This window comes from Desulfobotulus sapovorans DSM 2055 (genome assembly GCF_059569355.1).
In genome coordinates, this window is the sequence record NZ_JCANVJ010000010.1 from 20,899 (window position 1) to 33,980 (window position 13,082).

Annotated in this window: 11 protein-coding genes; 8 read left to right on the forward strand and 3 right to left on the reverse strand. The window is 55.4% G+C overall.

Going from position 1 to position 13,082, the window contains the following annotated elements:
• Positions 1-31: 31 nt before the first annotated feature.
• The 3 genes from BR04_RS08990 to BR04_RS09000 are packed head-to-tail and all read right to left on the reverse strand — an operon-like array spanning position 32 to position 3,992.
• Positions 32-1,069: an FAD:protein FMN transferase gene (locus BR04_RS08990; RefSeq protein WP_496355665.1), complete on the reverse strand. Its 1,038-nt coding sequence runs from the start codon at positions 1,067-1,069 to the stop codon at positions 32-34.
• Positions 1,069-3,084: an ATP-binding protein gene (locus BR04_RS08995; RefSeq protein WP_496355666.1), complete on the reverse strand. Its 2,016-nt coding sequence runs from the start codon at positions 3,082-3,084 to the stop codon at positions 1,069-1,071. Before BR04_RS08995 ends, BR04_RS08990 begins: the two co-directional genes overlap by 1 nt.
• A 14-nt stretch (positions 3,085-3,098) precedes the next feature.
• Entirely contained in the window at positions 3,099-3,992 is an 894-nt protein-coding gene (locus BR04_RS09000) for a molybdopterin-dependent oxidoreductase (RefSeq protein WP_496355667.1), read from the reverse strand.
• A gap of 161 nt (positions 3,993-4,153) precedes the next feature.
• Between BR04_RS09000 and BR04_RS09005 the strand changes: the two genes are divergently transcribed.
• From BR04_RS09005 to BR04_RS09040, 8 genes are all read left to right on the forward strand, one after another.
• Complete coding sequence (locus BR04_RS09005) at positions 4,154-5,218, forward strand: tRNA dihydrouridine synthase (protein WP_496355668.1); 1,065 nt, start codon at positions 4,154-4,156, stop codon at positions 5,216-5,218.
• Positions 5,219-5,439: 221 nt separating this feature from the next.
• Entirely contained in the window at positions 5,440-6,822 is a 1,383-nt protein-coding gene (locus BR04_RS09010; protein ID WP_496355669.1) for a sigma-54 interaction domain-containing protein, read from the forward strand.
• 10 nt (positions 6,823-6,832) lie between these two features.
• Positions 6,833-7,198, forward strand: coding sequence for a NifB/NifX family molybdenum-iron cluster-binding protein (locus tag BR04_RS09015; RefSeq protein ID WP_496355670.1), 366 nt, complete (start codon positions 6,833-6,835; stop codon positions 7,196-7,198).
• Positions 7,191-8,945, forward strand: coding sequence for a sensor histidine kinase (locus tag BR04_RS09020; RefSeq protein ID WP_496355671.1), 1,755 nt, complete (start codon positions 7,191-7,193; stop codon positions 8,943-8,945). The genes BR04_RS09015 and BR04_RS09020 overlap by 8 nt, the downstream gene beginning before the upstream one ends.
• Positions 8,942-9,313: a response regulator gene (locus tag BR04_RS09025; protein ID WP_496355672.1), complete on the forward strand. Its 372-nt coding sequence runs from the start codon at positions 8,942-8,944 to the stop codon at positions 9,311-9,313. The genes BR04_RS09020 and BR04_RS09025 overlap by 4 nt, the downstream gene beginning before the upstream one ends.
• 337 nt (positions 9,314-9,650) lie before the next feature.
• Positions 9,651-10,868, forward strand: a complete 1,218-nt coding sequence (locus BR04_RS09030; RefSeq protein ID WP_496355673.1) for a response regulator — start codon at positions 9,651-9,653, stop codon at positions 10,866-10,868.
• A gap of 120 nt (positions 10,869-10,988) precedes the next feature.
• Complete coding sequence (locus BR04_RS09035) at positions 10,989-11,423, forward strand: response regulator (RefSeq protein ID WP_496355674.1); 435 nt, start codon at positions 10,989-10,991, stop codon at positions 11,421-11,423.
• Positions 11,424-11,546: 123 nt separating this feature from the next.
• Positions 11,547-13,022, forward strand: coding sequence for an SLC13 family permease (locus BR04_RS09040; protein ID WP_496355675.1), 1,476 nt, complete (start codon positions 11,547-11,549; stop codon positions 13,020-13,022).
• Positions 13,023-13,082: the final 60 nt, after the last annotated feature.

Below are 13,082 nucleotides of genomic sequence, written 5' to 3' on the forward strand. Positions count from 1 at the left end.
GTTCCCAGTACTATCCCATTATCATCATGCGTCAAGGCTCTTTTTCCATAAACCCAGGACTCATCCAGCTTTCCGCCGTTTTTTCACCCGTTTCCAGGACAATGAGCGCCTCCACCCCGTCCAGTCCCAGCACCATCTGCCGTGCCGCATCCATGCCCATGACCATAATGGCCGTTGCCAGACCATCGGCCACCATGCAGTCTGCATGGCGCACCGACGCACTGATGATACCTGTATCCACGGGCATGCCTGTCACAGGATTCATCACATGGGAAAAACGTCTGCCGCCGGATTCAAAAAAATTTCTGTAATCCCCGCTGGTGGCCAGAGCGCCCTCGCACATCTCCAGACGCGTGAAAATATCCGCAGGGGACGCGCCGGGCAGGGGACGGGAAATTCCCACCCTCCAGGGGCTGCCATCGGGTCTGCACCCGGATACCCGCACCTCGCCGCCAATTTCCACAAGGTAGTGCCGAATCCCCTGACTTTCCAGAGTTTCGGCCAGCATATCCACGCCAAAACCCTTGGCTATGGCCCCGAAATCCAGCTTTACCCCGTCCGTTTTTTTACCGATGCGTCCATCTTCATAAAAAACAAGCTTTTCAAAGCCCACCTGTCCCCTGGCCTCTTTCAGCGCCCCTTTTTCGGGAACCCTGCCCTGATACCCCTCCGGCCCGAATCCCCAGAGATTCACAAGGGGCAGCACGGTGGGGTCAAAGGCTCCTCCACTGATGCGGTGAAGTTCTGAAGAAACGGCCAGCACCCTTTGGAAAAGGACATCCGGCACCAGACTTTCACCGGCCTTCAGGCGATTGAACCGGGAAAGGGTGCTGTCCTTCAAAAAGGCGGACATGGAAAGATTAATCTGGGACAGTTTTTCTTCCAGCAGGACGTGAAGGGCTTCGGCGTTCCGGGAAGCAGGAAGCACACAGCGCAGATGCCAGGTGGTTCCCATGGTTTTTCCCTCAAAATCCACCATGGCCATACTGCGGTCACAGGCCCAGCAAGCCGCTGTTACGACCAGAAGAAACCAGACAAAGAAAGACCTTCCTCCCGTTTTCCTCTGCATCACAGCCTCCTTCCCGTCATAAAGCCTTCCCGCTTTGTCTGAAGTTTTTCGAAAACCATCCTGCGCACCTGTCCATATTTCAAGGGTTTCGACAAACAGAAATCATAGGAGTCTCCCAGAGAAGAGGTGCCGCTCCGGTACAGCCCCGCGGAAAGCAGCCCCCACAGCACCTCGCCCTTCAGGCCAGGCAGGCCCTCTGCTTCCAGCCGCTCGAACCCGCGCATATCCTCATCCACCAGAACGAGAGAAAAATACCCCATACCGGAAATCAATGTGACTTCAGAAGAGATTTCCACATCCGCCCCCCATTGCCGCAGCCAGGATTCAAGGCACTGGATCAGAAGGGGATGGGAAATCATCAGCAGGATCCGCTGACCGGCCAGAAGAGGCAAAGGGGGTTCCTCTGTATGTTCAGAGGGGGTCAGCACCAGGGTAAACCAGAAACTGGTTCCGCCGGAAGCATTGGGGTAAAACCCCATATCCCCCCCCATGAGCTGCACCAGCTGCCGTGAAATGACAAGCCCCAGACCTGTGCCACCGTAACGGCGGCTCATGGAACTGTCCCCCTGGGAAAAAGGTTCAAAAAGCTGCCCCCGGACATCTTCGGGAATACCGATACCCGTATCCGAAATCTCAAAACGCAGCACAAGATCTTTTTCCGTTTCCGCCACGGAAAAGACCCGGATGGCAACCTCCCCCTTTTCCGTAAATTTTACCCCGTTGCCCACCAGATTCACAAGAACCTGCTTCAAGCGGGCAGGATCTCCCAACAAACAGAGGGGAACAGACTCGGCAATCCAGCCCACAAGTCCGATCCCCTTGCCCGCAGCGGCCACAGCCAGTACATCAAGGCTTTCCTCCATCAGATCCCGCAGATGAAAAGGCTCCATGCACAGATTTGCATGACCGGCCTCAATCTTGGAAAGATCCAGCACATCACTGATGATTCCCAAAAGGGAATCTCCGGAATTCCTTATCATTTCAACATAATTCCGCTGAACAGGACTGAGACGGGTCTCCAGAAGCAGTTCCGCCATGCCAATGACCCCGTTCAGGGGAGTCCGGATTTCATGGCTCATATTGGCCAGAAATTGCCCCTTGGCCTGATTTGCCCCATGGGCTTCCTCGGCAAGAACCCGGGTTTTTTCCATCAGATGTTCCTGCTGGATAAAGTTATCCACCAGCTGACGCCGTATCCGGATAAAACCATCCCGCAGGGCCTCCATCTCAAAAATGCTGACCCTGATCTCCTCCGGTCGCATCTCTTCAAGCCGCTGTCGCAGCTCCTGGGGAGAGGCGGCATCTTCAAGGTAAATCAGTGTCTTCGTAAACTGGGCCAGGGGCCGGAGATGACGGTTCAGCACCAGGATGATGCCCCCCACCAGGACGATAAGCAGAAAAACCCCTCCGACTGCCACCAGCATATGCTGTTCGGCAAGCTGCCGCCGCAGTCTCTCCGACGAAAACCCCATGTGCAGATAGCCCATCAGGGTTTCTCCATAGTACAGGGGGCAGAAGGTATCCAGTACGGGCTGCCCCGCTTCTCCACGGTGTTCTCCCATATAGGCAACGCTTTTTTTCAGGCGGGTATGACGGATCTCCAGCTCCACATGAGAGCCATAGGGGAAAAGAGATATTTTCCGACGCTCCGCAAGCCGAAGGGCCGAAGGCTCCCAGGAAACCAGCTCCGGATCTTCCCTTCCCAGTACCCCCTCATCCTGGGCAATCAGGATATGGCCTTCGGTATCGGTCACAAAAAAATAGATTATTTCAGGATCATTGAGAAAATCATGGGAAAGGTTCACCGCAAGATTGGCCCAGTTGGCGTGGTAGAGAAGCTGGCCACTGCGACGGGAAATTTCATGAATGGAAGCCTGAATCTTGCGGTAAGCAGATTCCCTGAGAGCGCTTCCCAGTCTGCTGGAGATCAAAAAAGCCAGAATTCCGACCTGTATGAAAACCACAAGAAAAATAAAAACCAGCATACGGGTTTGCAGGCGCGGCTTAGAAGACATCTTGAAAGCCCTTTTCATTCCACAAGGATTTCACGTACAAAAAAGAGGGCATCCGGATTGGGAAGCCTGCCCGCCAGTTCAGGGTGCAGATGAACCGGTGCCCACAACGCCCAGGGGCCTCCGCAGGAAGAACGCAGCAGATTTCCTCCCTTGCGTGAGAACAGGAAAAAATCCATATTTTCCACTTCTCCCCTTGTCAGACGCAGCTCCCGGCCCACAAAGGGCCGCAGCACCAGGGTCTCCCAGGAAAGCTCCAGACTGCCCAAAAGATCCGCCAGTACAAAGCCTTCAACCGCTTTCTTGCTGGGATATACGGAAAGATGACGGTAACCCTTGGGAATGGGAGGCAACATCTCCCGGCTACGTCCCGGTGCCTGAAGAACGGCATCCTGTGAAAAGGCCCAGGTCTTCTTTCCCTTTACAACCCGCAGGGGAATATCCCCCGTTTTTCCGGGAATCAGGGCCTGTACATACCAGGCATTGGCCGAAGGATGCAGCCCGGACTTTCTGAAAACCACCTTCAGGGGGCCTCCCCTGTGACGGGAAATGGGCTTTCCGTCCTGTTCCCATGCCAGCATGGCCCCCTGCTCCCGCACAAAATCCGTATCAAAATGGGCCATGTACTGGTCTTCACAAAGAAGAATCAGGCTGCTTTCCCTTTCCTCAAGGGCATCCAGAAGCGTTGAAAGCAGCACCCCCCGAAAACGCGCCGGAGGCTCTCCTGAAAAATTGGGATCCTGACTCACCATTTCCGAGGCCATGCCCAGCAGGGTGGGAGAATCGAGACTCTCCTCTGCCCCACCATGCCGTATAAGGAGCAGGGAAGGCGGCGTCCCTTCGGCAAAGCCTGGGGCTGCCCAGAACCAGACAGGAAGGATCCACAGAAAACACCAGAAAACGATACGCATATTCTCAATCCTTTGATAAAAACAGTCCTCCCTGTGGGTGCAGCAAAGCCAGCTGGTCAGGGGAGAACTCTTCCGCTATGATCTTTGACTTTTGCAGAACGTCTGCAAGACCTGTGTGTTTTTTTCACTTTAACCCTGCCAGCAAGAAAGCGTCAAGCACCATGCCACACACCCTGCCACATTCCGGAACATCCTGGTATGCAAGGCCTCCGGAAACGCTCATCGAAAAACTGTCCCGCCCCCTGACAATCCGGAACCAGACCCTCACAAACCGCCTGGCCCTGGCACCCATGGCGGGTCTTGGCCATGTGGCCTTCCGGGAGTGTGTGGAGGATTTTGGAGGCTGCGGTCTTCTGTTCACGGAAATGTGCAGCGCCCGTGCCCTGCCCCACGAAAATCCGGCGATCTCAGAAATGTTCCGCTGGCGAAAGGAGGAACTGCCCCGCCTGGTCTGTCAGATTTTTGGTTCAGATCCCGATACCATGGCAAAGGCGGCACAGCGCATTGAAAAGGAAGGCTTTTTCGGCGTGGATCTGAATTTTGGCTGTTCCGTTGCCGCTATCTGCAAACAGGGCGCAGGAGCCGCCCTGCTGAAAACTCCGGACAAGGCCCTTGCCATTGTGGAAAAAGTGCGGGCGGCCATCCGCATTCCCCTCTCCGTGAAGTTCCGTACCGGCTGGGAAGACGAAAGCGCCTTCCCAAGAACCTTTGCCAAGCATCTGGAATCTGCGGGCTGCGATTTTCTCACCTTCCATCCCAGGGTCTCTCCGGATCGCAGATCCCGGCCCCCCCGATGGCAGCATATCCGGGCTGTCAAAGAGGCTGTGAGGATCCCCGTTTTGGGCAACGGGAACCTCTTTACCCCGGAAGACGGCCTGCGCATGCTGGAAGAAACGGGATGCGACGGACTCAGTATCGGCCGCATGGCCGTGACACGGCCCTGGATTTTTGCGCACTGGACAGGCAGGCTTTCCCAGCCACCAGCCCCCCTCCCCCTTCTGCTCCATATGCTGGCACGCTATCAGCATCACTTCGGAGAACTTCGGGGATTCCGGCAGTTCAAAAAAATGCTGCCCTATGCCATGGCCGTCTATCCCTTTGGTCACAGCATGTACGCCCGCATCCGGGTGGCAACGGACGGCGAAGACTTAAAAAGACGTCTGGTTGAAACCTTTGAAAACACTCCCCAGCCCACGGAAAGGCCCAACGGCAATCTCATGGTATAAGCGGTCTGCCCCCCGATCCCAAAACCCGGAACCTTTTCATACCATGTAGACATCCCCTTGCATCTGCATGGACTTTATACTAGGTAAGAGCTGAAAAAATCGTCTTTTTTCACGGATCCGAACCTGATCTGATCCGGCCTGACAGGAAACCGGAACCGCCCAGGGCGGCTATCAGGATTCCTTCAAAACCACAACCCACGCTTCAAGGGCCGGAGTCCGCCATGCCCACTGCCCATATCACCGCGCTCTTTCATGCACCCCTGGATTTTCAGAAATTTCTGGATCTCCTGCCCATGGGGGCGCTGATCATGGATCCTGACAGGCGTATTCTCTGCGTCAACCAGGGGTTTGAAGCCCTTACGGGCTTTTCCTCGGAACATGCCCTGGGCTTGCCCTGCCGGGATATTCTCCGCAGCCGCCAGTGCATGCTGCAATGCCCCCTCCAAAAAATTCTGGAGACACGGGAAAGCCAGAGCCTGGAAACGGATATCCTTTCCAGGGATCGTCAGCGTATTCCCGTACGCATGACCCTCTCTTCCCTCTGCGATCCCAACGGTATTCCCATGGGTTTTCTGGAAACCATCGAAGATCTGAGGCCCCTGAGGGAGCTGGGAGAAAAACAGCGGCAGGCCTACAGTTTTTCCAAAGTGGTGGGCCGCAGTCCGCAGATGGAAAAAATCTTTCAGATTCTGCCTGTCCTGGCCCAAAGCGATGCCTCTGTCCTGATTACCGGAGAAACGGGGACAGGCAAGGATCTCGTGGCCGAAGCCCTGCACCAGAATTCGGAACGCAGCCGGGGACCCTTCATCAAGGTCAACTGCGGTGCCCTTCCGGAAACCCTGATGGAATCCGAACTTTTCGGACATATGAAAGGGGCCTTTACCGGTGCCCATGAAAACAAACCGGGCCGGTTCCGCCTCGCCCATGGCGGTACCCTCTTTCTCACGGAAATCGGAGATCTGTCCTTAAGCCTCCAGGTCAAGCTCCTCACCTTTCTCGATGACCGCATCATCTATCCTTTAGGGAGTACCAAGGGCTTCCCCGCCAATGTCCGCATTGTTGCCGCCACCCACAGAAATCTGGAATCCATGGTCAGGGAGGGGACGTTTCGTCAGGATCTGCTCTTCCGCCTCAACGTGGCCCGGGTGCAGCTGCCCTCCCTGAGGGAAAGGGAAGACGACATCCGCCTTCTGCTGGATCATTTCCTCAATACCTTCAACCAGCACCTGAAAAAAAACCTCAAGGGCTATTCCTCCGAAGCCCTGAGAATTCTTCTGGACTACACCTTTCCGGGCAACGTCCGGGAGCTGCGGAACATTGTGGAATATGCGGTGCATGTCTGTTCCAGAAACACCATAGAAACCGATCACCTTCCCACCTATCTCCTCACTCCCGCCGTCAGCACCCATCCGGTACCGGAAAAACACAGTCCCCTGCTCTTTTCCCAGCAGAACAACGATGCCTCCTGGAATACGGTGGAAAGACAGATGATTCTCAACGCCCTGGTGCAGGCAGGAGGCAGAAAATCCAAGGCCGCCACCCTCCTGGGCTGGGGCCGCAGCACCCTGTGGCGCAAGATCAAGCAGTATGGCATCGACGCATGAGGACACCACCATGGAAAAAATACTGATTCCCATCTACGGTCAGGATGTGGCCCCCCGTTTTGATCTTGCCACGGAAGTGGTGATTCTCATCCGGGAAATGGGCAACCCCCAGCCCGAAGAACGCATCATGGTACTGCCCCAGGCTTCTGCGGAACAGCTCTGCCACCTCATCCTCAGCGACGGCATCGGCGTGCTCATCTGCGGAGGTATTGAAGAGGAATACTTTCAGTACCTTTCCTGGAAAAAAGTCCGCATTCTGGATTCCGTCATGGGCCCATGGCGCAAAGCCGTCACTCTTTTCATGGAGGGTCGGCTCACCACCGGTGCCGTTCTCCATCAGCGGATCCCAAACCCAAAGGATGCGGGCCATGCTTAAACGTCTCTGGCACAAGGCTGTGAATACCATGCTGACCTTTCCCGAGGACAGCATCTCCCCCCAGCGTTATGTCACCCTGAAACGCAACATCATTCTCATCATGAGCCTGGTCTGTGTCATCCCCCTGGCCCTCATGGCAGGCATCAACTACGGCCTGTACAGAACCAATCTGGAAAGCGAGATCCGCCGTCCCATCCACGTCATGGCCGAGGATACCCGGCACGCCTTTGAGCTTTTCATCGAAGAACGTCTGGCGACCCTGCGCTTCATTGCCGGTGCCTATACCTATGAAGAGCTCCGGACGGAAAAAACCCTGCAACGGGTGCTGCGCACCATGCGTTCCGAATTCGCGGGTTTTGTGGATCTGGGGCTGATCAGCAGTGAGGGCATCCTTGTGGGATATTCAGGGCCTTACGCCCTTCTGGGAAAGGATTATTCCCAGCAGCCCTCCTTTCAGGAAGCGTCCCTGCGCGGGATGTACATTTCCGATGTCTTCCTGGGCTACCGTAAATTTCCCCATGTGGTCATGGCCGTACAGCGCATGAGTGAAGAGGGACAGACCTGGTTCATCCGGGCCACCATTGATACGAAACGCTATGAAGCCCTCATTGCCAGCATGTCCCTGCATCCTGAATCCGACGCCTTCCTTGTGAACCACGAAGGCATCTTTCAGACCCACTCCCGGTTTTACGGGAAAATTCTGGAACCCTGCCCCTTTCCCATTCCCCAGGGTCTCCACGGCACCCACATCCTCCAGACCCGGGATATCCTGGGGCAGGATGTTCTCGTGGCCTTCGCCCCCGTACGCTCGGACTATACCCTGGTCATTGTCAAACCCCTTTCCGTTCTTCTCCAGAATTTCTATGCCCTGAAAATGGAAATGCTCGTCGTCTTCAGCGTGGGGCTTGTGGCCATCATTCTTGCCGTTGTGGGGGTGGCGGATGTGCTGGTGCAGCGTATCCGCAATGCAGACGAAAGACGTTCCACAGCCATTGAGGAGCTTCAGCATACCCAGAAGCTTTCCTCCATCGGCCGACTGGCCGCAGGTGTCGCCCACGAGATCAACAACCCCCTGGCCATCATCAATGAAAAAGCGGGGCTGATGCAGGATCTGGTCTCCCTTTCCGAACCCTTCGAGCGCCAGGACCGTTTTCTGGCCCTCACCAAAAACATCCTCCAGTCCGTGGAGCGCTGCCGTACCATCACCCACAGGCTCTTAGGCTTTGCCCGCCGCATTGAGGTTCACTTTGAAGAACTGGAGCTTAACGGAATTCTTACGGAGACCCTGGGGTTTCTGGAACGGGAAGCCATTTACCGCCAGATTGACACACAGCTCCATCTGGACAGTTCCCTGCCCACCATCGTTTCGGACAGAGGCCAGTTGCAGCAGGTCTTTCTCAACCTCCTCACCAACGCCTTTGCCGCCGTAGAAAACGGAGGCTGCATCCGGATACACACCCGCTTCGATACCAGAAAAAAAAATATCCTGGTCGCCATTGAAGACAATGGCTGCGGTATGAACACTGAAATCCAAAAACACATCTTTGACCCCTTCTTTTCAACGAAAAAAGACAGCGGCACGGGTCTGGGGCTTTCCATCACCTATGGTATCGTCAAAAAACTGGGAGGGGAGATCCAGGTACGCAGTGAAGACGGAAAGGGCAGCACCTTTACCATCTCCCTTCCCCTCATGGGAAACCATACCGATACGGAAAATGAAAAAATACCGCACAAGGAGGCAACATGAGGAAAGGCTTAAGCATTCTGCTGGTGGATGATGAAGAGGAATTTGTGGTGACCCTGGCTGAAAGGCTGGAACTGAGGGGCTACACGGTACGCACGGCCGAAGATGGGGAAGCGGCGCTTTCCTGTTTTGAACCGGGAGTCTTTGACCTTGTGGTACTGGATCTCATGATGCCCGGCATGAGCGGGCTGGAGGTACTGCCCCGCCTGAGGGAAATCCAGAAAGATATTCCCGTCATTCTGCTCACCGGACACGGCTCTACCCGGGAAGGCATGGAGGGCATGCGCCTGGGAGCCTTTGATTACCTGATGAAACCCCTCAACATTGAAGAGCTGATCCGTAAAATGCAGGAGGCGGTTCCTGCATCCTGACCGGCTCACTTTCAGGAGAGAAGGGAAAAACCAGAAAAAGGCCCATAATGTTTCAAAACAAGCACATTGGGATTGTTTCATAATGTTTTGAAATGCATCCCGTTTTTTTTATCCGGCCCCCTTCCCTCCCGCAGCATTCCGGCTCAGGCCTTCCCGAAGGGAAGCGCTCTGGGCCGGACAAGTATCTGAATCCAAAAAAACATTGTCATCCATACGGTCATATAAGACAGCAGAATTCAAAAAAAAACCTTCCCAAACAGGCACTCTGGCTCAGATATTGCTTTTTTTTCGAGGATTCCGGACAGCCCTCTGTCCACCGATGACTTCAGGAGCCGCCATGAGCATCCTTTCCCTCTTCAGCCTGCGATACACCGGAAGTGACATCCTGACAGACAGGCTCTGCCAGAAAACCCGATCCCGCCTCTTCCGGGATGCGGATATCATTGAGCGCTGTTCCCGCAACCACCACATCCGCCCCGCCATCCTTGAAAAAGCCCTGTATGCCAGAGCCAGTGTCTTCAACAGTTTCACCCATGAAAAGGAATATGTCGTCGCCTGCCTGAAATCCACCCTGGCCCACACCGTGGAAACCGAAGGCCAGATCTTCACCGGCCACACAGCCCTGCTCCTGCCGCCTCAGCTCCGCTACCTGCTGCGCATCCTCATCACGGCAAGTCCGGAGTGGCGCATGGCACAGGCCCGGAGCATGGGGGTTGCAGAACGGGAGGCGAAAGAAGAAATCGAAAAGGCCGATCACAGCGCCGCCCTCTGGACGGAACACCTCTGGAATGCGCCGCCCTGGCATCCGGATCGCTACCACAGCCTCCTTTCCATGGACACACAAAACGGGCATATCGCGGATATTCTTCTTGAAAAAATGGAGGATCCCGCTTTCCGGATCACGGAAACAGACCGCTGGCTTGTGGAAGACTTCCGCCTCGCCTCCCGTGTGGAAGTGGCGCTTAGCTGTGCGGGGCACTGTGTCAGCGTAGAAGCCTCGGGCGGCAAAATCCGTCTCACCGTAGACAAAAAAGCCCCCCAGCCCTCCGCCCTGGCCGATGCTCTCTACCACATTGCCTCGGACATTGCGGGGGTTCGGGATGTGGAAATCTGCCTCGGCCCGTCCTCTTCCAGCGTGGGCGCCTACCGCCAGTATGAACCATCCATCCATTTCAAACTGCTTCTTGTGGATGATGAACAGGAATTCGTCCAGACCCTGGCCGAACGCCTGCGGATGCGGAACATTCCCAGCCATGCGGTATTTTCCGGCAAGGATGCCCTGAAACTCCTGGAAGAAGATCCGCCGGATCTCATTCTGATAGACCTTAAAATGCCCGGTATGAACGGTTTCGAAATCCTTGCATGGGTCAGAAAAAACTATCCGCAAATCGGCGTCATTGTCCTCTCCGGGCACGGAACAGAGGAGGATCGCAACCGCTGCCTGGACATGGGCGCTGCGGCCTATCTCCAGAAACCCACGGATATCAACCGGCTCATTGAAACCTTAAAAAAAAGCTATGCAGACCTTCTCGAAAAACAGGAGATTCCGGAATAATCAGATTTCCTGAGTCCCCGTATGGCAAGCCCCCGCATGAAAAAAGCGGAAAAAAGATAAAAAAAGGCACCATCCCAGACCCCGGAAGGAACCCAAGGCCCTTCCATAAAGGAGAAAAAAATGAAAATCAAAGTCCTGCTCGTGGATGATGAAGCGCCCTTTGTGGACGCCCTCGCCGAAAGACTGACCCTGCGGAATTTTACCGTAAAAACCGCAGAAAGCGGCAACCGCTGCCTGGAAATCCTGGATGAAGCCCCTCAGGAAACGGATGTGGTGGTGCTGGATCTCCAGATGCCAGGGCTTTCCGGCCTTGACACCCTCAAGGGAATCAAGGAAAGAACTCCCCTCATCCAGGTCATTCTCCTCAGCGGCCATGCCACTGTGGAGTCCGCCATTCAGGGCATGAAACGGGGAGCCTTTGACTTTCTCCTGAAACCTGCGGAAACAGAGGCCCTTGCCGCAAAAATCGAAATGGCCTTTGCCATCAAGGCCTCCCATGAGGAACGCATCCGCAATGCGGAAGTGCAGAGCATTATCAGCCACAAGGGCTGGTAAGCTTCCCGCTGGGTACCCCCAGCCGGACAGCACCATAAAAAAATAAGGGGCAAAGCCCCCAGACCGTCATTTTAAACAGATTCTCATCCATAACCGCAACAAGCCTTTAAAGGAGTGGTCATCATGAATGCCTCCGCCGTAGCGAAAAAGACCGCCGTTGACTGGAACCGGCTCTTTTTCATGTTCTTAGGTCTTTTCCTTTTCTGCATCATCTACTGGGCGCCCCCTTTTCCCGATGCGGTGGATCCTCTGGGAAAATCCTTCACCCTCTCCCAGCAGGCCAAGGGAGCCATCGCCATCTTCATGCTGGCTGGCACCTGGTGGGTTTTTGAAGTGGTGCCCATCGGCATCACAAGTATCCTCATCGGTGTCATGCAGGTCATGTTCCATGTGCGCTCCGCCAACGATGCCTTCAAAGATTTCATGACCCCCTCGGTGCTCTTCATCTTCGGCTCCATCGTCATTGGTCTCGTGTTCACCAAAACAGGGCTCACCAAACGTATCGCCTATAAAATGCTGGGGCTTGTGGGAGAAAAGACCCACCTCATCATGCTGGGCTGCTTTGTTCTCACCGTGGCCCTTACCCATGTCATGGCCCACACCGCTGTAGCCGCCACCATGTATCCCCTGCTGCTCGCCGTCTATGCCATGTACTCCGACGACCCCAGCAAACCCACCAATTTCGGCAAAGGTCTTTTCATCGGCATGGCCTATGTGGCTGGAGCTGGCAGCATCATCACCCTTCTGGGTGCCGCCCGTGGCCCCGTGGCCTTAGGCTTTTACAAAGACATCGTGGGCCGGGAAATTTCCTTCTTTGAACTCACTTACTACATGGCCCCCCTGGGCTGGATCATGATGTTCCTCATCTGGGGCATGATCCTCCTCCTCCTTCCCCCTGAAAAAAAACGCATTGTGGGAGTGCGGGAACGGGCCGCCGAACTGGCCGCCCAGCAGGGGCCCATCACTGGCCGGGAAATCACCGCAGCCGTGGTGGTTCTCACCTGTATCGCCATCATGTCTCTTGGAAGCTTCATCCCGGCCCTGGGCAGCCTCAACAAAACCGGTCTTATGCTCATCACCACCCTCATCTTCTTCTGCTCCCAGATCCTCACCATTGAAGATCTTGAAGCCGTCCCCTGGAACATCATCCTCCTCTTCGGCGGTGCCATGAGCATCGGCTTCTGCCTCTGGCAGACCGGAGCGGCGGAATGGATGGCCGTGCACTGGCTGGCCCTCTTTGAAAAGGCCCACTGGTTCGTCTTTGTCATGGGCATGGCCGTCTTTGTCATGATCATGACCAACTTCATCATGAACGTGGCCGCCATTGCCATTTCCATGCCCGTGGCCCTGGTCATCGCCCCCTACCTCAAGGTTGCCCCTGAAGTCATCACCTTTGCCGCCCTGGTGATGGCAGGGATGCCCTTCATGCTGCTGGTGGGGGCCGCCCCCAACGCCATTGCCTACGATTCCAAGCAGTTCACCCCAGGTGAATTTTTTAAATATGGATCCATTACCAGCATTGTTCTCATGCTTGTGCTGAGCCTCTTTATCCTGGTCATCTGGCCCCTCATGGGCATGCCCATCAGCCTGCGCGGATAAGACGCTCTGGTCACAGTCCATCCCTGTTTCCGGGAGACGGCAGCTGCCGTCTCCCGGACT